The 22,771-nt window shown below is 51.8% G+C and carries 20 protein-coding genes, 1 tRNA gene and 1 other RNA gene; 5 read left to right on the forward strand and 17 right to left on the reverse strand.

What is annotated here, in order from left to right; translation table 11 throughout:
* Positions 1 to 36: 36 nt before the first annotated feature.
* Positions 37 to 1,139, reverse strand: a protein-coding gene (prfB, locus tag ABXT50_RS04615) for a peptide chain release factor 2 (protein WP_415273720.1) whose coding sequence is annotated in 2 segments (ribosomal slippage) — positions 37 to 773 and positions 773 to 1,139 — 1,104 coding nt in all. Because the reading frame shifts where the segments join, the coding sequence is not laid out codon by codon here.
* 108 nt (positions 1,140 to 1,247) lie between these two features.
* Positions 1,248 to 1,618, reverse strand: a transfer-messenger RNA (tmRNA) gene (ssrA, locus tag ABXT50_RS04620).
* 120 nt (positions 1,619 to 1,738) lie between these two features.
* Here ssrA and ABXT50_RS04625 point away from each other — a divergent pair.
* Both ABXT50_RS04625 and ABXT50_RS04630 read left to right on the forward strand, forming a co-directional pair.
* Complete coding sequence (locus ABXT50_RS04625) at positions 1,739 to 2,599, forward strand: DMT family transporter (protein WP_415273721.1); 861 nt, start codon at positions 1,739 to 1,741, stop codon at positions 2,597 to 2,599.
* Positions 2,580 to 3,791 (forward strand): MFS transporter, encoded by a 1,212-nt coding sequence (locus tag ABXT50_RS04630; protein ID WP_415273722.1) that lies wholly within the window; start codon positions 2,580 to 2,582, stop codon positions 3,789 to 3,791. Before ABXT50_RS04625 ends, ABXT50_RS04630 begins: the two co-directional genes overlap by 20 nt.
* Here ABXT50_RS04630 and ABXT50_RS04635 read toward each other — a convergent pair.
* Positions 3,788 to 5,452: an ABC transporter ATP-binding protein gene (locus ABXT50_RS04635; protein ID WP_415273723.1), complete on the reverse strand. Its 1,665-nt coding sequence runs from the start codon at positions 5,450 to 5,452 to the stop codon at positions 3,788 to 3,790. The two genes, ABXT50_RS04630 and ABXT50_RS04635, sit on opposite strands and share 4 nt — an antisense overlap.
* Positions 5,453 to 5,481: 29 nt before the next feature.
* On the opposite strand from ABXT50_RS04635, the gene ABXT50_RS04640 reads away from it, so the two are divergent.
* A complete protein-coding gene (locus ABXT50_RS04640) occupies positions 5,482 to 6,054 on the forward strand; it encodes a PH domain-containing protein (protein WP_415273724.1) in 573 nt (190 codons plus the stop codon).
* A 2-nt stretch (positions 6,055 to 6,056) separates the two neighbouring features.
* Here the strand turns inward: ABXT50_RS04640 and ABXT50_RS04645 are convergent, their stop codons facing one another.
* The 10 genes from ABXT50_RS04645 to ABXT50_RS04690 form a co-directional block, all read right to left on the reverse strand.
* Complete coding sequence (locus tag ABXT50_RS04645; protein WP_415273725.1) at positions 6,057 to 7,145, reverse strand: ABC transporter permease; 1,089 nt, start codon at positions 7,143 to 7,145, stop codon at positions 6,057 to 6,059.
* Positions 7,145 to 8,692, reverse strand: coding sequence for an ABC transporter permease subunit (locus ABXT50_RS04650; RefSeq protein ID WP_415273726.1), 1,548 nt, complete (start codon positions 8,690 to 8,692; stop codon positions 7,145 to 7,147). The genes ABXT50_RS04645 and ABXT50_RS04650 overlap by 1 nt, the downstream gene beginning before the upstream one ends.
* A gap of 70 nt (positions 8,693 to 8,762) precedes the next feature.
* Entirely contained in the window at positions 8,763 to 10,562 is a 1,800-nt protein-coding gene (locus ABXT50_RS04655) for an ABC transporter substrate-binding protein (protein ID WP_415273727.1), read from the reverse strand.
* 200 nt (positions 10,563 to 10,762) lie between these two features.
* Entirely contained in the window at positions 10,763 to 11,152 is a 390-nt protein-coding gene (locus ABXT50_RS04660; RefSeq protein WP_415273728.1) for a hypothetical protein, read from the reverse strand.
* Positions 11,149 to 11,493: a hypothetical protein gene (locus ABXT50_RS04665; RefSeq protein WP_415273729.1), complete on the reverse strand. Its 345-nt coding sequence runs from the start codon at positions 11,491 to 11,493 to the stop codon at positions 11,149 to 11,151. Before ABXT50_RS04665 ends, ABXT50_RS04660 begins: the two co-directional genes overlap by 4 nt.
* Positions 11,486 to 11,803 (reverse strand): hypothetical protein, encoded by a 318-nt coding sequence (locus ABXT50_RS04670; protein ID WP_415273730.1) that lies wholly within the window; start codon positions 11,801 to 11,803, stop codon positions 11,486 to 11,488. Before ABXT50_RS04670 ends, ABXT50_RS04665 begins: the two co-directional genes overlap by 8 nt.
* Before the next feature lie 32 nt (positions 11,804 to 11,835).
* On the reverse strand, positions 11,836 to 11,988 hold the full coding sequence (locus ABXT50_RS04675; protein ID WP_415274835.1) for a hypothetical protein: 153 nt from the start codon (positions 11,986 to 11,988) through the stop codon (positions 11,836 to 11,838).
* A gap of 12 nt (positions 11,989 to 12,000) precedes the next feature.
* Positions 12,001 to 12,549, reverse strand: coding sequence for a type II secretion system F family protein (locus ABXT50_RS04680; protein ID WP_415273731.1), 549 nt, complete (start codon positions 12,547 to 12,549; stop codon positions 12,001 to 12,003).
* Positions 12,536 to 13,300: a type II secretion system F family protein gene (locus ABXT50_RS04685; protein ID WP_415273732.1), complete on the reverse strand. Its 765-nt coding sequence runs from the start codon at positions 13,298 to 13,300 to the stop codon at positions 12,536 to 12,538. The genes ABXT50_RS04680 and ABXT50_RS04685 overlap by 14 nt, the downstream gene beginning before the upstream one ends.
* The gene (locus ABXT50_RS04690) at positions 13,287 to 14,303 is read right to left on the reverse strand and encodes a CpaF family protein (protein ID WP_415273733.1); all 1,017 of its coding nucleotides are present in this window, start codon (positions 14,301 to 14,303) and stop codon (positions 13,287 to 13,289) included. The genes ABXT50_RS04685 and ABXT50_RS04690 overlap by 14 nt, the downstream gene beginning before the upstream one ends.
* Positions 14,304 to 14,421: 118 nt before the next feature.
* Here ABXT50_RS04690 and ABXT50_RS04695 point away from each other — a divergent pair.
* Positions 14,422 to 14,503, forward strand: a tRNA-Leu gene (locus tag ABXT50_RS04695).
* A 62-nt stretch (positions 14,504 to 14,565) separates the two neighbouring features.
* Here ABXT50_RS04695 and ABXT50_RS04700 read toward each other — a convergent pair.
* Positions 14,566 to 16,467, reverse strand: a complete 1,902-nt coding sequence (locus ABXT50_RS04700; RefSeq protein WP_415273734.1) for a beta-galactosidase — start codon at positions 16,465 to 16,467, stop codon at positions 14,566 to 14,568.
* Entirely contained in the window at positions 16,467 to 18,584 is a 2,118-nt protein-coding gene (locus ABXT50_RS04705; protein ID WP_415273735.1) for an alpha-galactosidase, read from the reverse strand. Before ABXT50_RS04705 ends, ABXT50_RS04700 begins: the two co-directional genes overlap by 1 nt.
* 340 nt (positions 18,585 to 18,924) lie before the next feature.
* On the opposite strand from ABXT50_RS04705, the gene ABXT50_RS04710 reads away from it, so the two are divergent.
* Complete coding sequence (locus ABXT50_RS04710) at positions 18,925 to 19,698, forward strand: DeoR/GlpR family DNA-binding transcription regulator (protein WP_415273736.1); 774 nt, start codon at positions 18,925 to 18,927, stop codon at positions 19,696 to 19,698.
* A 326-nt stretch (positions 19,699 to 20,024) separates the two neighbouring features.
* On the opposite strand, the gene ABXT50_RS04715 is transcribed toward ABXT50_RS04710, so the two are convergent.
* The gene (locus tag ABXT50_RS04715) at positions 20,025 to 20,861 is read right to left on the reverse strand and encodes an aldo/keto reductase (protein WP_415273737.1); all 837 of its coding nucleotides are present in this window, start codon (positions 20,859 to 20,861) and stop codon (positions 20,025 to 20,027) included.
* 81 nt (positions 20,862 to 20,942) lie between these two features.
* Positions 20,943 to 22,721, reverse strand: a complete 1,779-nt coding sequence (locus ABXT50_RS04720; RefSeq protein ID WP_415273738.1) for an ABC transporter substrate-binding protein — start codon at positions 22,719 to 22,721, stop codon at positions 20,943 to 20,945.
* Positions 22,722 to 22,771 lie beyond the last annotated feature (50 nt).

The raw sequence follows: 22,771 nt of genomic DNA on the forward strand, positions 1-22,771 counted from the left end.
TACTAAGCCTAGGCGGAGTAAAAGAAAACTGCAGAGCTAGTTTGACTGCCCCATTTTGCGCCACCTGATTCCCGAGGAGATAAAACCCTCGAGTTTTCCATCGAACACATCGTCGGGGTTGTTCTCCTCGTAGTTTGTTCTTAGGTCCTTAACCATCTGATAGGGGGCTAGAACGTAGGAGCGCATCTGCTCTCCCCAGCTGGCCTTCACATCACCGGCGAGCTCCTTACGTTTCTCGTTGTCCGCACGACGCTGGGCATCAAGAAGCTTGGATTGCAAGACCCTCATCGCAGAAGCCTTGTTTTGCAACTGGCTCTTTTCGTTTTGGCAGGACACGACAATGCCGGAAGGTGTGTGGGTGATCCTCACAGCAGAGTCGGTGGTGTTGACCGATTGACCGCCCGGGCCAGAAGACCTAAAAACATCTATTCGAATATCTGAGTCCGGAATTTCTACCGATTCAGTAACAGCCATGACGGGAACAACTTCTATTGCCGCAAAAGATGTCTGTCTTTTTCCGGCAGCATTAAATGGACTCATGCGGACCAGACGATGAGTGCCGGACTCGATCGACAGCTGCCCGTAGGCATAAGGGAAATCCATTTCCACGGTCGCGCTTTTTATGCCGGCACCCTCCGAGTGAGAAATTTCCAAGACCTTGGCCTTGTGTCCATTTTTCTCGGCGTAACGCAAATACATTCGCATTAGCATTTCGGCGAAGTCAGTCGCATCATCGCCGCCGGCACCGGAGCGCACCGAGAGGATTGCCCCTCTGGGTCATATTCGCCGTTCAACAAGGTTTGCGTCTCCAGCAGGTCAAGTTCGCTCGTTACCCTCGCGAGCTCAAGGGCGAATTCGTCTGCTTCACTTTTGTCCTCCAGGGCCATTTCCTTGAAATCCTCTAGGTCTTTTATGTCCTGGCCGAGCTCCTCTAGCTGAGAAAGTTGCGCCTTGGTGCGCGACAGCTCAGTGGTAACCGCCTGAGCATTCACCTGGTCGTCCCAAATATGCGGATCGGTTGCCTGCGCCTCTAAGTCGCTGACTCTTGTCTTTAGGCCCTCGGGGTTTAGGACTTTGGAGATCCCCTGAAAGAGAGACTCTAGGTCTCTAATCTGTCTCCCAATATCTAGCTCAGCCATTTGCATAAGTCTATTGGCCGCGGCCGAGACAGCCGCCTGTTCGGCAGCAAGCCCTCTCGTTAAATAACTAAAGGCCCCGGATTAGAGGGGCCTTTAGTTATATGGGGGTTGTGGAGATGGGGGGAATTGAACCCCCGTCCATGACATCGATTATGGCTCTTCTACGGGTGTAGCTTCAGAATTCGTTCTACTCGGCTCCGGCATTTATTTGAAGCAACTACGCCGACAAGCCCAGTCAAAGTAAAAAGTCCCAACCGCACCTTTGACGCAAGCGGCTAGCTAGATTTCTAAATGACGTCTGGATCTAGATCGAAATCATACCTAGTCAGACGGACCTCGAGGCTAGCTATGCAGCTAGGGCGAAGTCGGCGCGCTTTGTTTTGGCACCTATAGTTTTGAACACATCGTTTACGAGATAAGTGCTCATCCTCGACCCGCTTCTTCCACGCAGCAATGCAATGTCGAAACCGATCATCCCCATGTTTAGTTACTTAGTAGCTCCTCGGAATACTCCGAGCACCTAAGGATACCAAACATGAGCCACAATTTGTAATAAGAATCGGCAACTCACAGCCGATTACAAGCCCTAGAATCAGGAAGTGCGAAGCGACTTGGCTGCACTCGCGGCCGTTTTTCTCTGGGGTTCCCTGGCAAGCTTGGCAATCTTATTGGACACAGTGCCCCCTCTTTTGATGACCGGCATTGGCCTAGTAGTGGGCTCTATCATTGCCTTGCCCGTTTCGGGCTTCAGCATCCGAAGGCTGATTCCTAAAAAAAGAGTCCTCTTGGTTGGCGTTTATGGACTTCTGGGCTACCACTTTGCGCTGTTCGCCGGGCTGCAAAATGCTCCCAGCGTTCAAGCTAATCTCGTGAATTACCTTTGGCCAATATTTGTTGTGCTGTTGGCTCCACTTTTTATTAGGGGCACGAGCCTTACCTACAAACACTGGATTGCAGGTATTTTGGGCTTTTCGGGTGCCGCATTAGCTATTTTGTCGGGGACCCAATTAGTCGGCGGATTCGCAGTCGGATATGTTTACGCGGGAATCGCGGCGATTATATTTTCCAGTTATTCGCTGATCAGCAAAACACTCGCCGACTCGCCAACGGCTGCGGTTGGTGGTTACAGCTTTGTTGCCGGAGTGCTTGCAATTGGGGCCCATTTCGTCTTTGAGCCGCCCGCGACAATCGACTCTGTCCAATGGCTGTGGTTGGTCCTTATGGGACTAGGGCCTCTGGGTGGCTCTTTCTACCTTTGGGACTTCGCACTGAAGCATGCTCCAGCTCAACGAGTGGGCACGATTGCCTTTTTTACCCCACTTATTTCCACGATCCTGCTTCTTACGGTAACCGGCCAGCGCCTGACACTGATGCTCGGGCTGTCGGCTGCACTGATACTTCTCGCTGCTGTATTTGGTTCGAGGGTGAATAATAAGAACCATGACATCTGGAGAGTTTAGAAAGCGCCAGTTAGTCACATCAATCTACTTACCCTCTCTCCTGATTACCGCAGCTGAGGGGGCACTCCTACCAATTTTGCCAGTTTCGGCTGTGGTCTTTGGCTTCAGCTTGGCCGAAGCCAGCATCGTAACCACTGTCTTGATGGTTTCAACAATGGTCTTCGAGGTGCCAGCATCTTGGCTGAACTCGAAAATCGGCGAGCGTCAAGCCATGATTACCAGTACGGTTTTGGGTTTTGCCATGACGCTGTTGGCTTTTTTCCATCTGGGTTATCCGGCACTTGTTCTAAGCGCTCTAGGGTTCGGTGCGGCCCATTCTCTGTTTGGCTTGGCCCGACACAGCCTGCTTGCCGAAATAGTTCCCGAGCAACACCGACCAAAATCGATGTCACTTCTTGGAGGTATGTTTCGCGGTGGCTTAGCCATTGGACCGGTGCTGGGTTCAGCGTTCATCGTTTTATACGGTTTTGAATTTGGTTACTTAGCCGCTGCGATTTTGTGCCTGGCGTCTGGAGCTTCAATAATGCTTGCGCCAAAGGGTCGTCTAAAAGTAACGCCGTCCGGTCAAAACGGAAACGTTTGGAAGGTTGCACGACGAGAGGCCCCGAAACTAGCGACGCTAGGAGTGGCATCTGCGATTATTTCAGCCGGGAGAACCATCAGGCTTATCGGGCTACCCTTGCTGGCAATTCAACTAGGCATCCCCCCGGGCGAAACTTCGTTTATTTTTGGTCTGACTGGATTCATAGACTTTGCTCTGTTTTATCTGTCCGGCATCATTATGGACCGTTATGGAAAGTTCTGGTCCTCGGTTCCTACCCTGTTAGCCCTTGGAACGACGTATCTGTTCTCATTCTTGGTTACCGACGTATTTACCTTCTGGATATTGGCGGCCGTCACCGCTCTTGCCAATGCGCTTTCGGCCGGCATAAACATGATCCTGGGTGCAGACCTGGCCCCTCCGGGCTCAAGAAGCGAATTTTTGGCAGCCTTTAGGATGCTCACATCCGGTGGCGTGGCCTTGGCCCCGGCAATGATTACCGTACTGACGGCATCCGTTGGATTGGCAAGCGCTCTCGCGGCAACCGGTCTACTTAACTTTGTTGGGGCGTTCTTGTTTTGGAAGTATTTGCCAATTTATGCACCTGACTACAAGGCGCCCGATTCGGAGAAACCAGTACTGGAAGATTAGTCTTTCGGGCCGAAAGTCCGCTTGGCATCTTCCCTGCGCTTTGCTTGAGCCTCCGGATCCGGCACCGGCACGGCGGCGATCAACCTTTTGGTGTATTCCTGCTGAGGATTTCGAAGAATCTGGTCTTTTGATCCCCTCTCAACGATGACACCATGCTGCATAACTGCAATGTGGTCGCTCAATAGATCTACCACTGCAAGATCGTGCGAGACAAAAAGCGTTGCAAACTGCTGCTTCTTTTGAATTTCCTGCAGGAGCTCAAGAACCCGCGCTTGCACCGATACGTCCAGGGCGCTTGTGGGTTCATCGGCAACCAGAAGTTTCGGGTTAAGAGCCAAAGCCCTTGCGATGCCGACTCGCTGGCGCTGCCCCCCAGATAATTCATGCGGATAGCGATTCCGGTAGGACTTTGGAAGTTCCACCATGTCCAGTAGTTCGCCGACCCTTTCGTTTCGATCTTTAGGACTTTGACCGGCGAGCAAGAGAGGCTCTTGAATGGACTGGCCGATTGGCCAACGCGGGTTTAGAGACGAGCCCGGGTCTTGAAATACAATGCCAATATTTCTGCGGACAGCCTGGAGATCCTTTTTTGATACCCCCACCATCTTTTGGCCTGCGACTTCGAGTTGCCCGCTCTTGATTGGCATAAGCCCGACGACAGCTCTTGCAATTGTGGTCTTACCTGAGCCCGACTCCCCGACCAATCCGAGTACCTCTCCAGGGTAAATCTCGAGAGTAGCATCTTGCACTGCCAAAAAAGCCGGCACTTTACCGCGCTTAGGGTATTCGATGTTGAGGGCTTCCATCTTTAGAGATGGCGCAGCCCTCTCGTCTCTGGGCCTAGGCTCCGAGACGCTGACTGTACCTAAATGAGGAACCGCTGCAAGTAGTTCCTTGGTGTACCGATGGGTAGGTCGTTTGAAAATATCAATGGTTGATCCGGCCTCAACGACCAAACCGTCTTTCATGACAATCATGTGATCTGATAAATCTGCCACCACGCCCATATCGTGGGTAATCAAAATAATCGCCGAATTAAGTCTTTTATTTAGACCTCGAAGGAGATTCAATATTTCGGCTTGGACTGTCACGTCAAGTGCCGTAGTTGGCTCATCTGCAATCAGCAAAAGAGGATCGCATGAGATGGACTGCGCAATCATTGCACGCTGCCTCTGACCTCCCGAGAGTTGGTGAGGGTAGGAGCTGAATGCCTTCTCTGGGTTCGGAAGCTCGACCATTGCCAGCAATTCAAGTGCCCTGTTCTTCGCTTGAGCATTTGTCATTCCAGAATTATGAACCTGAATTGCCTCGACAATTTGAAAACCTATCGTGTAGACGGGATTTAGAGCAGTCATTGGCTCTTGAAAAATCGCCGCAATTTCCTTTCCCCGGATTTGTCTCAGTCGCGCTTTCTCAGCCCCCACTAGCTCTTCGCCTCGCAGCTTCACCGATCCTGCTGATCTGCCGTTCACAGGTAATAGGCCCAGAAGGCTCATCGCCGAGGTCGACTTTCCGGATCCCGACTCACCCACAATGGCCAGAACTTCGCCTGGGCCAACCCTGAAATTAACCCCCGAGGCAGCCATTACCCATTCGCCGTCAACCCAGAAATCAACCGAAAGCCCCGTAGCCTCGATAATGGTGTGCTTGTCTGCGCTCACGACATTACCTCTGCGGATAGATTGGAGTCATGCAAGTTTTCAGGTCTACTTTCGGCAGAGTAATTACCATCCTCGTCGGACTTGTAATGGCCTTGGCTTTGGTTCTTTTTGTCAGAGATTATGGAGTAGCTAGCGCGCTCGGATCTGTTCCACTTGCGGCCCTCTTGGTTTATAGCAGCGCAGTAATGTTTTGGCTGCCGCGAGTCGAAGTCGACGATGGTGGAGTGAGAATTATCAACTTGATACGGAGTCACTACATCTCTTGGGGAGCAATTGATCGAGTTGATACTCGCTACGCGCTCGCGGTTTTCGTTGGCCAAAAGAAATACACCGCATGGGGAGCGCCGGCCCCTGGACGCCACGCAGCCTTCTTTGCCACTAAAGATCAAGGACAGCACCTCCCCGACTCCACCTACCTCGCTGGGACCGTAAGGCCGGGAGATCTTGTAACCAGTGAGTCCGGAGCCGCGGCCGCTGTAATTAGAAACCGTTGGGAAAAAACTCAAGGGCTGGATTTGATTTCTAGCGTGAACACAGCTTGGCACTTTAGGACCATTTCGGCACTCATCACGCTCACCCTGCTTGCCGCCTTGGCGTTCTAGTATCACTTCCCGGCCCTTCGCTTTCCAATCAAGCGCTTGAGGTCTTGCAGAGCGCCATCTGTTCTGGGCAAGCGTCTTTGTCTGGGATCAAACGCGTCCCTCAATCCGTCACCCACGAAATTAATACCGAGCGCTATCACGACAATGAATAACCCCGGATACCAGAAAAGCCAAGGTCTGGTTTTGAATGCCTCGTTGTACTCGGAAATAATCTGACCCAGAGAAATATCGGGTGAGGTTATGCCAAACCCGAGGAAACTGAGTGAAGTTTCGATCAAAATGGCGGCCGACATCAGCAAAGTTGCGTTTACGACAATCACTCCGATTGAGTTCGGGAGTATGTGCCTGAAAATGATTCTAAAATTTGACGCCCCTGCAACCCGAGCTGCATCGACAAATTCTCTCTCTCGAAGTGCCAAGAACTCTGCCCGAACAAGCCTCGCGAGTCCGGTCCAGGCGATCAGGCCAAGGAGGATCCCAAGCGACCAGGCATTGCCACCAAAAGTTCGGCCAAGAACGGCGCCGAGGACCAAAGTAGGGATAATGATGATGGTGTCAGTAAAGCGCATTAGGAGGCTATCCAGCCATCCGCGGAAGAATCCAGACACCGACCCTATGACTACACCCAACACAGTCGATATAAGTCCAACAAGGAAAATAACAGTTAGGGACTGCTGGGTGCCGCGCATGACTCGGGCAAAAATGTCCTTGCCTAAGGTGTCTTGACCAAATGGGTGAGCCCCTGGACTGAACGGCCAGAGGGTCATGGTCGGAGTTCCGCCTGGATTCAAAATGTCGTAGTTCTCGTACCAGTTGTAAGCCCACCAGCCTGGAACCCGAAAGCCATCGACTGCTAGCCTGCCTGTGTTCGGGTCGGTAATTAGGGATCCGTTTCCACCAATTACTATTCCCACAGAAGTAAAGGCAAGCAAGGTAATTACTGCCAGCGCGATCAGTGAAGCAATGGCGGCCCTATGAGCTAAAAAACGCCTACGGACTATTGTCCCAAGAGACAGGCCTTCGGTCTCTCGCTGCTCGATCGTAATTTCGCTGTTGAGCTGAGCGTTGTCGTTACGCTTTTTCCTCGCCATTAGTTCACCCTAATTCTTGGGTCCAGAGCGGTATAAAGCAGATCGGCAATCAGGTTACCTACAACCGCCAGCAGCCCAGTGACTAGGAAGAAGCCCATCACTAAGTTCACATCGACGGCATTGAGCCCCTTGGAGAAAAGCGCACCCATGCCATCCCAAGCGAATACTCGCTCGGTAATAATTGCGCCGCCAATTAGACCCGAAATATCGAAAGCGATAATTGTGGCGATTGGTATCATGGCGTTTCTAAAAGCGTGCCGGACAATCACAGTTCGCTCATTTAGCCCCTTGGCCCTAGCGGTTCTTATGTAGTCCTGGTTCAAAACCTCAAGTAAAGACGCGCGAGCGTACCGCGTATAACCAGCGACAGAAACAATCATGAGAGCTGCTGTCGGGAGAATCAAGTGCGCGTATGAGTCCAGCAGACTGAGCCACATGTTCTCCTCTCGTCCAATGGTGGGGGTAACAGCGCCAATTGTGGAGACGAAGCCCGTCTTCAATGGGATCAATTCCAAGTAAGTACTCCAGTACTGCATTGCCTCGTCGATTACTAAAACAAGACCGCCGAGGCCTCCAACGAACCCGGCGATTTTTGCTATCTGCACCCGAGCATCTCCGCCGAAGGTCAAAGCGAGTCCGACGCCGATAGCCGCCATGATTGAAATCATCGCCACGATTCCCAGTGGGCCCTCTAGGTAGTAAAAAAGATACTGTCCAGGCAGCCACATGGCCCCAGCTACGAGGGCCATGGAACCAACGACATAGACTGCCCTTCGTTGACCAAAGCCCGTGGAAAGCAGGAGCACCACTCCTGCAATTAGAGCCGTAACAAGTACCACGCCAACCACTCCAATTGACGGAGATGTAAGCCAACCGGTGATATTTAAACTGACGAGCAAAGTGACCGATAAAACGAGCGACATCAGGAAAACACGAATACGAGCTTTGAGCCTTCCGCCAGCTATCCCGGTAATTATGACGGCAAGAAAAAGTGGGATCAGGATCAGTGCCCAGGGGCCAAAAGTAGGGTCCGCTAAAAAGCGATTGAATCTAATTGCCCCGTACTCCTTTAGCAAAACTGCCACCCAGAAAATGGGTAGAGAGTAAAAAACGAAAGCGAAGAAGGTGACTGAGTAGTCATAGCCCGAGTACTGACGAAGTGCAGTGGTCATGCCAACAGCAACCCCCACCAGAATTGAGAGCACCGTCGCCAAAATGATTAGTTGCAGGGTTGAAGCAATTGCTCCAGCTAGAGCGTCTGTCACAAGACTCTCACCCTTAGCTATCGACACTCCAAGATCACAACGTCCAACCAAGCATCCGGCCGCCCCACCTAGCCAATAGAAATATCTTAGAAATGGAGGGACGTCCAAATCGAGCATCCCAGTTAGGTAGCGCAGACGATCTTGTGTGTTTGGGTCTCGTGAGGCGCGGATTTCAGCCAATGGGTCGCCAGATATGGCGGTTAGTTGATAGACAATGAAAGATGCGACTAGCAGCACGACCAGAGTCGCCGCAAATCTCCGCACAATAAAACTAAGCATCATCGCCCTTTTTTACATTGTTTGGGGCCACCACTGATGAACAATGATGACCCCTCACAATTACGTTTCTAGACTAGCCCGCGGTTGCGGCCCAGTTCCAGAAGTTCCAGTAGAAGTAAGGAACAAGTAGGTTTGGCGATACGCCAGTGACCCCTTTGTCCCACCAGGTTAGACCTGGGAACTGGAAGAGGGTGATGTTGTATGCATCCTTTGCAAGCTCTGCCTCAATTGCAAGGCGGATACGAAGCTGCTCAGTAGGATCTACGGCCACGGTCAACTCATCCAACAGCACCTTTACGGCTGCGTTGTCAAAGCCGGTCCAGTTAGATGGTCCTCCGAGTACTAGGTACTGGTCGTCTCCTGAGACTGACAACGATGTTGCAGCCCAAGCGAAGATAACTGCATCGTGTGGGTTGAGGTCTGGGAAAACCGTTTCAGTGAATGCCCAGTTTGGCTCAGACTCGTCGATTAGGTTGAAGCCGACCGAATCCGCGGATAGTTTGAGTAGCTCGTACTCCTGGCCGCGGCGAACGTTGCCCTCTGGGTACCAGAACTCAACATCAATCGGGGTCGAAACTCCGACCTCTGCAAGCAGAGCCTTAGCCTTAGCGCGATTTTCATCGTCGGCACCTAAGTAGTTGGAGTAGTAGGACTCAGCCTCGTCATAACCTTCAGCACCCGGGATAAATAGCACCGAGGTTCGGACCCTCGCATCTGGATTCAGAGGCTTGATCAACTTTTCGATGATTTCATTTCGAGGGACTGACAGCAAGAATGCCTGTCGAACCTTCAGTGCCTTAGCGGCGTCTCCGCCGTAACTAGCTGGGTCGAATGGGCCTCCGTTGTTAACAGTAAGGTCAATGTGCTCGTATGCCGCTTCCTCGCTGGACGCATACTCTGCGTTTGCAAGCGCCTGCACTAGAGCCAAGACATCGGCCGTTGGCTGACCCGAGGCAATCTGGATTTCTCCATTGTCGACAGCTTGGATGGCGGCAGTCGAGTCTTCAATCTGACGAATAGTGACTCGCTCATACTGAGGCTTTGGGCCCCAGGTGAAGAGTGGGTTCAGAACGTGAGTCGAGTACTGCTCTTCCACAAGCTCCTCAAGAACGTATGGACCTGAAGACAAGTAAACAAGAGGGTTCTCTGGAGTGTTGACGGACGAGTAGCCCTCGTTCCAGACAGTTGCAACCGCTGCAAGCCATTCGGTGTCTTCGTTCATAATGGAGTCAATCAACTTGCTTTTGGCATCCGCGATGCTTAGGTCAGGGTAAGCCATCTGAACGGCTCCATGAGCGGCCACTCCGACGCCGAAAGCAAGCTCCCAGTCAACGTACTGAACGTCATACTCAAAAGTGATAGTGCTTCCACTAATTGTTGGAAGCTTCGAAGCTACGTTGTCTTTAGGAGCAGCGTGGGAGAACATGTAGACCCCGTCCGCATCCTTGAACTTTCCAAAGATCGTCGCCCATGCCAAAGCAAGATCGGCTCCGTCGATTGCCGTTCCATCCGACCAGACCACTCCATCATTAATGGTGTACGTGACCGTCAGTGGGTCTTCACTCACGACCTCGTATGAGCCAAACTCAGTGTTCTGCACTAGGGCCGGTGAGTTGTCGTAATAGTTGAAGGTTGAACTAGTCAAGTAAGTAGTTAATGAGTTGGCCACATTGTTGCCAGCGGCTGAACTCGAATTAAAGGTGTCAACAATATCGTTCCAGGCGACGGTGATGAGGGGCGCAATTGTCGCCTCTTCAGCCACAGCCGAAGGGCTGGATGTTGGCGTCAGTTCTTCAGTAGCCGCGCAACCCGCGAGGGTTAGGGCTACGACGCTCAGGCCAGCAACAACTGCTGATCCGCGGAAATTCTTCATTCTTTCTCCTTCTGTGTTGAAAATGACATTGGGTCCCATACCCGATGAACGTTTTTCTAACTCTAGGGGTTTGATTTGCCCAGAGATGCCGGGCGTGTTTCAGTTTGATAACGAATCGGATTGGCGAGTGATTCATCTTTTTTTTCGCCTGATGAAACTTGGATGTTTTGTGCAGCACTGTGTCATTTTCCAACTGACGGCTAGGGAACAAGAAAGCTTTTGGCTTTCGATTCTCGGCAAATAATTGCGCTATCGACACCGATTCCCAAGGGGTTTTGATACCTGGCGCACATTCTTAGTGTCGAAGTCTCCGCCTTCACCCGAACTGCAGTCGAGAGAATGACCAACCTTTGAGCACTTGGTGCTTTTTGAAGAAACAGCGCAATCTCATGGGACAGCTGTGCCTGGTTAGGGATGCCCGCCGTTACAGACCTGTCGTGGGCATAGAGAATCGCCATGTCGGCAGTTCCCTGAACTCGATTCACAGCAACCAACGCAGTTACGACAGCCACTGAACCAAACACGGACAGCAAGATCAAAGCCAGGTAGGTGGCGATAAGCGGTGCAATTGTTCCGCGGTCTGATTTCATCTTGGTTCTAACCCAGCACTTTGAATGGCTCTTGCCGAGCCAATCGAAATCTCCAATGACAAAATATCTGAATCCCGGCAGTCGCTTAGGCATCGAAGTTCGTAGCCTCCGAGGCTTTTACCCCAGCTCGCGGCCAGGGACTCCAAAACAGCGCCGAGCTGTCTGGGGACCTCCCCTTTTTCCTTCGACAGAACAGCTGACCTAAGTCCGTGCCTAGCAATTGACTCCGCAGCCAGAGAATCGCTCAAGTGTTGATAGAGGCCCAACGCAGGCGCAATAGGCAACACCAACAGCATTAAAAGTGCTACGGCCTCCAGCGGACTGGAACCGGTCTCATCCAACGGTTTCCCTCGCCGCGAGCGCCGAGTAATTAATCGGCGGCGGTTCGATAAAACCGAAACCGGGAAGCTTAGCGGTCACGTTCACCCTCATAAAGTCGCCCTCTTGAACAATGTCCGCCTCGTAGTTGGCCAGGGAAGGAAGACTATTTTTTAGCATTTGCAATAAATACGGATACTGGTTGACTGATTCAGCCTTTCCAGCACGAGATGCTGCGGTGATGACAGCGTCTCTAATAATCAGACCGTAGTAGGCACTAAACACCACCGTTACCGAGCTGAGCGTTATGAGGGTCGCAAGTGCGATGTTCATGACCGCCGATACGACTGAGTTACCTTTCTCAGCTAGAAAGAGACCACCCTTGACATTGCTTGCTCGAATACGCCTTCGAGCGCAGGTCCGGCGAATGCCCATATCAACACCACCAATCCTGCCGTCATGAGAGTGATTAGCACCCAACCAGGAACGTCACCCCTGTCTGATTTAAGTTTGTCCATTGCCATCTCCTTTCAAAAAGACTGTTGCAGCACTAACACGGAAGGAAATACAGCAAAAAGAACAGTTACCGGAAGAATCACGAAGACCGTTGGAATCAGCATTTTGGTTTCACTTGAACCGGCTTGGCGAAGTAGCCCTCGTCCTTGCTCTTGCCTCAGCGAATAAGCCAACTGCATAGTCTGCTCCGCGACCGGCGCTCCCCTGTCAAGGCTCATACTGAGCTTTTCAACCAACTCATGAAAGCCCTCGTGCCCGATGCGAGTTGCGGCTTCTGAGAGCTCCGCTGCCAAATCGGCACCAAGACCGATGTTGTTGATTACGATCGACAACTCCCTGCCCAGCTCTCCGGTCATTCGAGGCTGCAACCAACTAAGCGCCACACCCACAGGAAGCCCGGTTTGCAAAAGTAAAGCCACTACCTCGGTGAAGTCGGGGAGTTCTCGAAGAGCCTTGTTGTTTTTTGCAGCAAAAAAGTTTTTTTGATATCTAGAGACCCGTAGCTTCAGCCCTGGCTTTGCCGGAGGTAGGTGAGCGCTCAGCACTCGGTTAGAAAGTCGCATTAAAGATCCTTCCTGGCAGAGTGAGGCTGCCCAGCTTGTTCACGGCTACATACGCAAGTAAAGACAAAAGAAGACCCGTTAATAAAACCAGGGCACCTGGCCCAGTTTCGAAAGCCGCACGATTTTGTTCTAGTCGCACCAGCAAGAACGCGACCAGCCACGGAGCCACAAGAGCAACCTTTGCGCTTCCAAGTACCCAGCCCTGCTTTGCAATAACCTCGCCGAACATTGCCTGCTCTGATCGAAGGTTGGCCGCAGCCTTTCTCCAGCTCTCCGCGACTCCGGCGGTTCCAAGCTCCGTTGTTACCTCGATCAGTAAGGACAGCGCGTCACCCTGTCTGGATCCAATCGCCTCGCGAAATACCTCAAGGCTTTCAGTGATGTCATTACCTCTGCCTAGGTCACGATGCAGCCTCGCGAAATGAACCCTCAAGCGAATTGGGCCCATGGTCCCTAGGTATTCAAGCTGCTCTTGTAGTGATAATCCGGATTGCGTAGCGTTTTGAAAAGAATCGAACACCCGCGGCCAGAGTCGGTCTAAGTGGTTTTGCCTTGATCGAGCGCGTAACCTGATGGCCTCGATAACCGCACCGGCCGTCAGTGCGCTCAGCGAAAGCGACAAGCCCAGAACATCAGTCGTAGCTTGAGTAAGGGCAGCCGACAAAATTACTGCCAGAGCAGCCAATATGAAGGTTTCTTTTCTCCTGGAGTAAAGCCCCGCGCTTGAAATTAAAAGGCTAAAGAAGTTCACTTGTCACCTCGAGGATCTCACTCACTTTTCTTTGCCCGAGTTCATCACGTGAACAAAAAACAACAAGATCAAACGCGCCCAAAACAGTCGGCCGCAAAAAAGCGTCGGAGATGTTCTCCCCAGCTAATAGTGGCAAAGTCATAACCTTTCGGATTGCGGCCCTGGCCGAATCGGCATGCAGCGTGCATAGACCAGGGATTCCTGAATTAAGTGCAATCAGCATGTCCAAAGCTTCGGCGCCTCTAACCTCGCCAATAACTAAGCGATCCGGGCGCATACGCAACGCCTGACGAACCAGCTCCCTAAGTGAAATCTCGGGCGCACCTTCGGTGCCGGCGGGCCTAGTCTGCATGGCCACCCAATCGGACTGGTTTAGAGAAAGCTCGAATGTGTCCTCGCATGAAATAATTCGATCTTGGCTATTTGAGGCAGCGAGCATGGCCGTCATAAGCGTCGTCTTGCCAGCTTGGGTGGCACCGGACACCAAAACGCTCTTGCCTGTAATCATGGCGTCCGAAAGCAATTCAACTTGCTGGTGTGTGACGCTTCCAAGCTCCTGAAGCTGAGCCAGTGTGACGTTTGGCTTATTGAATTTCCTAATGTTTATTGCCCAATGCTCCGAGGTCACCTCCGGAATAACGATGTGCAGTCTTGAGCCGTCCCTTAAGGCCGCGTCGACATAGGGCGTCATGCGGTCAACCCGGCGCCTTGAAAAAGAAAGCATGCGGAAGCATAAGTTCCTAATTTGAGTAGCTGAAACCTCCGTCACAAGCAGCTTGTGCCCGTTCGCTCCGAAGTAGTGAATCTCGTTGGGGCGATTTATCCAAATCTCTTCGATTTCGGGATCGTCCAGCAACGGCTGTAAGACTCCCAAACCGGTTAGCTCAAGATTCGCCTGTTCACTAAGCAGCGCCTCATCCAGCGGGCCGTGATGGACCTCCGCTGCCCTATCAATCGCTAACTGTGTGGCCGCGCCAACATCAAGAGCTTTGGTGCGCGCCAAAAACCGTGTCCTACCTAAAATTTCCTCGAGCTGATCCATCCCAAAACAATGCCACGAACCGAAAAGCTTGGTCTTGGGTTTTCCACAGCCTAAAAAGCCATTATGCTTTGTTGGAGTTGCGGGTGTGGCGAAATTGGCAGACGCACCAGATTTAGGATCTGGCGCCGCGAGGCGTGGGGGTTCAAGTCCCTTCACCCGCACGAATAAAAAGGGTTCCGAGAAATCGGAACCCTTTTTTTATTCTGTTCAGCAAGCTGCCTACCTAGCTCTTTGTCACCTTGACAGTGTTGGCCTTGTGGTCAATTTCTATCTGGTACGGCCCACGCTTTACAACTTCGGTGGACTCAAGACCGGTTGCCTGGATACCCAAATCCGCGGCTATGCCTCGGAAGAATGCACGCTGCGAGTCATCAGTGAGTTCTGTACCTTGGTACCAAGCAGTCGAAGACCCCAACTTGCGCTTTGCGATTGCAACGCTCCCTAAGGCCTGACCAGTCTTGAACTCAGCGACCAATTCCGCGCCGTTTAGTCTCGATAGCTCTCCCCACAGCTTCGCCTGGTATCCATTAGAAAGCTCAACAGTGGCCTCGCGGAACGGATAGAACTCTTCGACGTATACACCGATAACGTCCTTGACCAGTGCGCCACCGTAGCCGCCAAGTTTCACTCGCAGCGTCCGGTCGGAAATGTTCGAGAAGTATCCAACCACTAGGTTTCCACCGTTGGTCGCGTAGTTGGTGAACACCTGCTCCTGAGGATCCGAGAGCATGTGAACCATTGGCATCAAAACTAACTTGTAGCCCTTCAGCGTTGTCAGGTCCACGTCCGCAGAAACAAAATCTACCGAGATGCCTTCTTTATAGAGTGCTCGATACCAGGCCGCAACTGTTTCCGGATAGCTGACGTCCTCGGTTGGCAGGTTGTCCTGCATCATCGCCCACATCTGCTCGTAGTCATAAACCATCGCCACATCAGCTCTGGCGGTTTCGTAGTTAGCCAAATCTGGATGCTCGTTTAGCAAGGCCCCGAGCTCCATAATTTCTCGATAGACCCTCGTGTCCTCACCCGCATGAGGAACCATCGCGGAGTGAAATCTCTCAGAGCCTGCTTGGCTTTGGCGCCACTGGAAATACATTGCTCCCTGTGAACCTCGGGCCACAAAACTCATGGCGTTGCGCTTTTCTTGACCCGGTGTCTTGGCGTAGTTTCTTGGCTGCCAGTTAACGGCTGACGAGCTGTGCTCCATGAGTAACCACTGCTTGCCGTTTGCGAATCCTCTGGTCAGATCCGCCATCTGAGCCAAGTCAATATGATTTTCGATGTCATGCTGCGCCAGGTAGTGATCGGTGGAAACAAAATCCACTTCCTTAGCCCATGCAAAGTAGTCCATCGCGTGAGTGAACTTCATGGACATGAAATTTGTAGTGACGGGGTTTACCTTGTCGTATTTTTTGATGATGTCACGCTCGGTCTTGAATAGATCTAGCGTGATATCGGAAGTAAACCGCCTATAGTCAATCTGCGCACCTGGGTTTGGGTGAGTGCCATCCGGAGTTCTCTTTGGGGCGGGAATCTCCTCCCAGTTGTAGTAGCGCTGAGACCAGAAGTCGGTGCCCCAGGAAGTATTTAGTTCTTCTATGGACGTGTACTTATTTTTCAGCCAACCAATAAATGCGTCCCTAGACGCATCGCAGTAGCAATATGGCGCATGACAACCATATTCGTTGTTCACGTGCCACATGACTACAGCTGGGTGTTTGGCATATCTCTCGGCCAGCTTCTCGGTTAGCTGTGCCGCCTTTTGCTTATAAACGGTGCTTGCAGCGCAGTAAGCCTGACGGCCTCCAAATTCCAAGCGGATGCCATCGAAGTTGACCGGCAGAATCTCAGGATGTTTCGAGGACAACCAAGCTGGCGGTGAGGCAGTTGCATTCGCCAGGTCAACTGAAATGCCGCTTGCGTGCAAAAGGTCCATGACTTCATCGAGCCATTCAAACTGATAGTCCCCGTCGCTAATTTCTAATTTCGCCCAAGAAAAGATGCCAAGAGACACCAGGTTTACGTTAGCTTTTTGCATCAGCTGAATATCTTGTTTCCAGACATCCTTTGACCACTGTTCCGGGTTGTAGTCGCCGCCAAAGAACAGTTTGTTGGTTTTCAACATTAGATTGCCTCAATTTCTATTAGTAGTGCCGTTTCTGGGAACAAAATTGGAGCCCGGAGGCCCATTTGAGTGAGTGCCTTGCCGGTTAGGACAACGCCATCAAGCCACTTAGGGCCGGTCCGCTCTTGAAAAACCGGTTTACCAACCGGATAGACCGCTTTCACCGAATAACTTCGGTTTGAATCAAGGCCGTCAATCAAAATGGCGTTTGCTCGCGATGCGGCCTGTCCCTGAAGGGTCACATAAGCGAATATCGCCTTCGATTGATCTTGGGACACTACTCCATGAACAAAAGTAGCTTCGTTATCAGTCTCGACACGCACCACTTTCCCGGAGTGTAGAAGATCGCGGTTTTTCTTGTAATAAGTTGCCCAATTCTTCAGGTGATCCTGCTCATCCGCGGTTGCTTTAGTTATGTCCCACTCCAAACCGGCGTGGCCAAACAGGGCAGTGATTGCTCTGAACCCTAGTGAGTGAACCCTTCCGGTGGTGTGAGACTCTGTCGGACCAATGTGGCTTCCGAGCATTTCTGGCGGAATCCCAATTTGCGTGTAGCGCTGGATGTACTGGCGCTCCAATGCGTCATTGCAATCGGAGACCCAGAACCGGTCAACAATTTGAGCAATGCCAAGATCAACTCGCCCGCCACCGGAGGCGCAGCTTTCAATCTCCAAGCCCGGGTGGTTCGCTTTCAGCTCTGTGAACAGCCTGTAAAGCGACTTGGTTTGCTCGTGAACTGCAGCCTTGCCATTGTGGCCTGGGTCAACCAGGGGCCGATTATGGTCCCACTTGATGTAGCTGATATCGAAATCCGTCAAAATCTTGTTGGTCTGATCAAAAACGTGTTGATAGCAATTAGGATTCGTGAGATCCAACACCAGCTGACCTCGCCCGGTCGGCGGCACTCTCCCATCAACGTTCAAAATCCATTCCGGGTGGGCGCGATATACGTCCGAGTCTGGGTTGACCATTTCGCCCTCAAACCAAAGACCGAACTCCATCCCGTTTGCCTTGACCACTTCAATTAGTGGACCGAGACCCTCCGGCCATACATCCTTGGAAATTACCCAGTCCCCCAGACCTGAGGTGTCGTCCCGCCTTGAGCCGAACCAGCCATCGTCCAAGACAAAGCGCTCGACGCCGATCCTCTTAGCCACCTTTGCCAACTCGGTGAGCTTGCCTAGGTCGTGGTCAAAGTAGACCGCCTCCCAGACATTCAGGGTCAGCGGCCTCGGCCGCTTGTTGGTTGGGTGATCAGGTCTTGATCGAAGCCAGCGATAAGACCTATCAGACGTGCCGTCTACTCCAGAATTTGAGTAGACAGCGGCGACTGGTGCCGCCTCGTAGCTTTTGCCCGCTTCCAGAATCATTTCTCCCGGCATTAGAAGCTCGCTGGCGGAGATTGACTTTCTGCCAGATTGCAACTGCTCGATGGTGTGCCGAGAGTTACCGGAAAACATTAACCCCATAGCCCAGACCTCTCCAGTTCTAAAGGTAGCTGCCGTAGTCATCGCCAATTGCAGAATTGTGTAGTCGTGACTGGTCCTGCCTTCTCGAACCTCGCGGGATACAACACCGGGTTGAATTTGCCTGCGCACGGGCTGGCGCTCTTTGACCCAGCGGCCTGCGAAATCTAAGGACTCTTGGGCTCTGTCGGGAAGTGGTAGGTAAGTAGCCAAGTCTTCAAGGAAATAGTCACCGGGGCCAATGTTGGTGACTGCCTGCGTTGTAACAAGAACACCCGCACCCACAAAGCTAAAGCTTGTTTCTATTCGCAAGCCAGCAGCAGCATCTTCCCCAACGACAACGAGTTCTTGTTCACTGGACGAGTGACTGATTAAGACAAACAGTGGAGAAAAGTCTTCTCCTTGTCGGTGCCCCCTAAGGACAGGGGAACCAATTGCGCCACGAGCTTGCTCTCGCCAAATACCAGACTGGTCCGGGAAGTCGCCCTCGGCATGCGCCGTGGGCTCAATGCTCGCGGCTAAGTAGCTCTCAAAGTCTTTTATATCTCCCAGGTCTTCGCCCCAGTGGATTATTCGAACCAGTTCGGGCGTAAGGCTTACTAAGAACGAGACGCCGTCTTGGCGCAGGTGAGCAAAGCTAGAAGGTTTCAATCTTGGTCCGAATCTGTTTGGTGCTCCTGGTTTGACGATAGCTGAAGTTCTGCGATAACTGGGTGCTGCCGAAGCCGCACCCAGTTATCTACTCAGTTGCTATTTCAGTTTTGCTCCGAACCCGACTTGTGCCGGGCTCGATTGTCAGCTCGCCCCTTCCTAATCTTTATTGTTTGAGCAAAATAAAAAAGGCTCAAACGATCGGGTAAAAACGAACTTACGCAATAATTGCAAACTTTTCGAATAAAAAGCGACAAAAGTAATCATTCCGTTAGTAAATATCCGAACATTTTTGATATTTCGCACTAGCCTCTACCTAGGTTTTAGAGAAAGGTCGGCGATGCTCGCAGCTCAACGTAAGGCCCTGATACTGGAAGAAGTATCGCTATCAGGGGCCAGGCGAATCTCGGAACTTGCAAAAAGTCTTGGCGTCTCCGAGGTTACAATCCGGCGGGACGTCGAAGCCTTAACCGACCAAGGCCTTGTTGACAAGGTTCATGGTGGGGTAACTGCAAACTCTCTTTCATCAACCGTGGAACCTCCCTTTGCCTTTAACTCGCTGAAAGAGCAAACCTCTAAAGATGCAGTCGCAAAACTCGCCGCCGAAATGGTTCGTCCGGGTCAGGCAATTGCCCTGATGGGCGGAAGCTCCGTATACGCTTTGGCAAAAAGACTCAGAGAGATGCCTTCGCTCACCGTCGTAACAAACTCAGTACCTGTTTCCGATCTATTCGCCCAGCAACCAAGGGGTGATCAGACTGTTGTACTAACCGGCGGCGTCAGAACGCCTACCGATTCTTTAGTTGGAAACATCACGACCGAAGCCTTTGCAAGATTTAACCTCGATTTGGTATTTATGGGCACCCACGGCATGGACATTGAATTTGGATTTAGCTCGCCGAACCTAATTGAGGCTGATACCAACCGCGAAGTAATTCGAAGGGCCGCTAAATTTGTGGTTCTCGCCGACCACACCAAGTGGGGCATTCGGGGCTTCAGCTCTTTCGCCGAGTTATCGGAGGCAGACGGCGTCATTACGACAGACGGACTTTCCCCCGAGGCCTTGGGAACCTTGCGGGAAAACATCAAGGAAGTACTGGTAGCCAAACCCTAGATGGCCAGGACTTCGGCAGCGTAAGGGACAGTAAGTAGCTTCCTATTGGCTTACCGAAGCGATTGGTGACATTGGCCAAATTTCCCCGCTGCACAGACCGAGATTTCTCATGGAGCGCATTCGACGCGCGAGCAAAGAAATAATTCCGCGAGCTCGTATGTGTTGAATTCTTAAGACTCTCGTTTTGGGAGCAGCCTACGCGGTTGGACTTGCAGTTGGGTTCTGGGATGATCTTGATCAGCTTCGTTCACGCTGGCGCGAGGGCAGAAGGTGGGCGCCAAACATGCCAGATTAAGAGCGGAAGCGTCGACTGGATCGGCTAACCACTAGTTTCGGTCCTCTGGGTCTACGCCTGTCCTGAAGTTTGTGTTCAGAGCGGTAATTTCTGACATCTGTTGCTCCGTAAGCTCAAAATCAAACACATTTATGTTCTCAAGAATGCGCTCTTTAGAGTTTGACTTTGGTATCACCGCCACTCCCCTCTGGATATGCCAACGCAAAACAACCTGAGCCACTGACTTTCCGTATGCTTCAGCTAGGGTTGCCAGCATCGGATCTTCTAGAATCTTCCCTCTTGCAAGCGGCGACCAGGCCTGAGTTGCGATTGCGCGCGAGTTGTCGTACTCCAAGACCTTTTCCTGCGTAAGCCAAGGGTGAAGTTCGACTTGATTCAGAACCGGCTTATGCTCGGCTACTTTTAGAATTTCGTCGATGTGGTGGGTGTGAAAATTACAAACACCGATTGAGCGAATCAAACCTTCGTTTTTGAGCTTCTCCATGGCCTTCCAGGAGTCAACATACAAGAGGCCTCTTTTCGGAGCTGGCCAGTGAATTAGATATAAATCTAGGTAGTCGAGGCCGAGCGATTTTAAACTCTTATCAAAAGCCCTAAGGGTGTTTTCAAAACCTAAATCATCCATCCAGAACTTGGTGGCCACCAGCACCTCTTCGCGAGGCACCCCGGAGTCTCTTATCCCCTGACCTACCCCAACTTCGTTTTCATACATCGAAGCTGTGTCTATTAGTCGATAGCCGTTTTGTAGGGCGTGAGACACCAGTGGGGCGGCAATGTCATTATCAACCTTGTAGACGCCAAGGCCTAGCTGCGGAATGGTGGTTCCATCTAGCAAGTTTGTAACCGGGGAGGTCGCAGGCTTATTCAATGCTTCTCAATTCTTCTAGAAAAGAATTGTTGGCTGGCAACCGAAGCCGCCAGCCAACAATCTCGTTACTCTACAACCGAATTAGTTGCCGGAAGCCCAGCGCTTGACTAGTTCGTCGTAGTCCTGGGTTTCACCCATTGGCTTCTCGTTTGCAAGTTTCGCAACCGGCGCACCTGGCTGATCGATCCAGTACTGCTCGTCCTGCACTGGGTTCATCTTGACCGCACAGTTAGCATCAGGGTTCGATGCTTCTAGGCGGACCATGACGTCATCCTGTGCAGCTGCTAGCTCATTCATTGCCTCTTGGGCAGTGAACTCACCTGATGCAGCCTTGGAAATTGACTGCCACCATAGGTTAGAAATGGTTGGGTAGTCAGGAACGTTGGTACCAGTTGGAGACCATGCAACACGGTCTGATGAACGGTAGAACTCGATGAGCCCTCCATACTTGTATGCGTTGTCGGTGAAGTACTGAAGGTCAAGAGTTGACTGACGAATAAACGTCAGTGCCTTGGCCGACTTAGCACCGTCAACGGTCTTCGAGGTTACAAACTGCGCGTAAAGCCATGCGGCAGCGCGCCTGTTCTCGTCAGCGTGGTTCATGAATGTCCATGATCCTACGTCCTGGTAGCCAAGCTTCTGACCTTCGTTCCAGTAGGAACCGTGTGGGCTTGGAGCCATGCGCCACTTCGGTGATCCGTCTTCATTCATAACAGGTAGCGATGGGTCGGTAGCAGAAGCAGTGAAAACTGTGTACCAGAAAATCTGCTGAGCAATTTCACCCTGACCTACTACGCCTCCAGCTTCGCTGAAGTCCATTCCCTTTGCTGTGTCAGGAGCGTACTCGAACCAGTCGAGAAACTTCTGAAGAGCGTAGACGGAAGCAGGACCGTTTGTGTCTCCACCGCGGGATACTGATGAACCAGCTGGGTGACATTCCTCAACGCGGATACCCCACTCGTCAACAGGAAGACCGTTAGGCTCTCCTGCGTCACCGTTGCCGGCCATGGATAGCCATGCGTCAGTAAAACGCCACTGAAGTGATGGGCCTGGCTGTGCGTAGTCCATGTGACCATAGACCTTGTTGCCATCGATTGACCCATTGCCATTTACTTCGGTTGAGAAGAACTTAGCGATGTCCTCGTAGGCTGACCAGTTCACTGGAACGCCTAGGTCATAACCGTAGATGTCCTTGAACTGCTTCTGGATGTCAGGGTCGCTGAACCAGTCGTAACGGAACCAGTAAAGGTTCGCGAACTGCTGGTCAGGTAGCTGGTACAGAACGCCATCAGAACCAGTGGTGAAGCTTGTGCCAATGTAGTCTTCGATGTCCAAACCTGGGTTTGTAATCGCTGAATCCTTCATTAGCTCGCCCACTGGGTAGATGTAGTCGCCACGCTGGTGAGTTCCGATTAGGTCGGAGTCATTGATGTAGCCATCGTAGATCGAGGTACGGGTCTTGATTTCAGTCTGGATTCTTTCAATAACGTCACCCTCGCCAATGAGGTCGTGGATTACTGAAATTCCAGTCAGTTCCTTGAATGCCTGAGTCAGAGTCTCTGACTCGTAAACGTGTGGGTCGATAGTCTCAGAGACAACACTGATGTCAGAAACACCAAGAGCTGAGGCCGCCTCAGCGAACCACTTCATTTCAGCAATTTTCTCATCGCGAGTCAAAGCGCTGAGTGCAAACTCACCGTCGGCCCACTTTGCAGCAACTGCGTCAATGTCGTCAGGTACGGTCCCACCTGATGATGATGATGTATCCCCAGCTGAGGCACACCCAGTCAATAGCAGTACCGCGGCGGCCGACATGGCCAAACCAGCGATGCTACGTTCACGAACATTTCTATTCAACATTTTTACCTTTCGCATCATAGTTGGAGAGGCCAACTTGGTCTCTTCAAGAT

This window comes from Aquiluna sp. Uisw_065, assembly GCF_047731275.1.
In the GTDB taxonomy this organism is placed as follows: domain Bacteria; phylum Actinomycetota; class Actinomycetes; order Actinomycetales; family Microbacteriaceae; genus Aquiluna.

Bases quoted from the DNA above. Each gene is read 5' to 3' on its own strand.
- ABXT50_RS04640 (WP_415273724.1), top strand. From the start codon at position 5,482: ATGCAAGTTTTCAGGTCTACTTTCGGCAGAGTAATTACCATCCTCGTC.
- ABXT50_RS04645 (WP_415273725.1), bottom strand. From the start codon at position 7,145: ATGGCGAGGAAAAAGCGTAACGACAACGCTCAGCTCAACAGCGAAATT.
- ABXT50_RS04655 (WP_415273727.1), bottom strand. From the start codon at position 10,562: ATGAAGAATTTCCGCGGATCAGCAGTTGTTGCTGGCCTGAGCGTCGTA.
- ABXT50_RS04710 (WP_415273736.1), top strand. From the start codon at position 18,925: ATGCTCGCAGCTCAACGTAAGGCCCTGATACTGGAAGAAGTATCGCTA.
- ABXT50_RS04720 (WP_415273738.1), bottom strand. From the start codon at position 22,721: ATGTTGAATAGAAATGTTCGTGAACGTAGCATCGCTGGTTTGGCCATG.
- ABXT50_RS04670 (WP_415273730.1), bottom strand. From the start codon at position 11,803: ATGAACATCGCACTTGCGACCCTCATAACGCTCAGCTCGGTAACGGTG.
- ABXT50_RS04630 (WP_415273722.1), top strand. From the start codon at position 2,580: ATGACATCTGGAGAGTTTAGAAAGCGCCAGTTAGTCACATCAATCTAC.
- ABXT50_RS04650 (WP_415273726.1), bottom strand. From the start codon at position 8,692: ATGATGCTTAGTTTTATTGTGCGGAGATTTGCGGCGACTCTGGTCGTG.
- ABXT50_RS04700 (WP_415273734.1), bottom strand. From the start codon at position 16,467: ATGTTGAAAACCAACAAACTGTTCTTTGGCGGCGACTACAACCCGGAA.
- ABXT50_RS04660 (WP_415273728.1), bottom strand. From the start codon at position 11,152: ATGAAATCAGACCGCGGAACAATTGCACCGCTTATCGCCACCTACCTG.
- ABXT50_RS04680 (WP_415273731.1), bottom strand. From the start codon at position 12,549: ATGCGACTTTCTAACCGAGTGCTGAGCGCTCACCTACCTCCGGCAAAG.
- ABXT50_RS04675 (WP_415274835.1), bottom strand. From the start codon at position 11,988: ATGGACAAACTTAAATCAGACAGGGGTGACGTTCCTGGTTGGGTGCTA.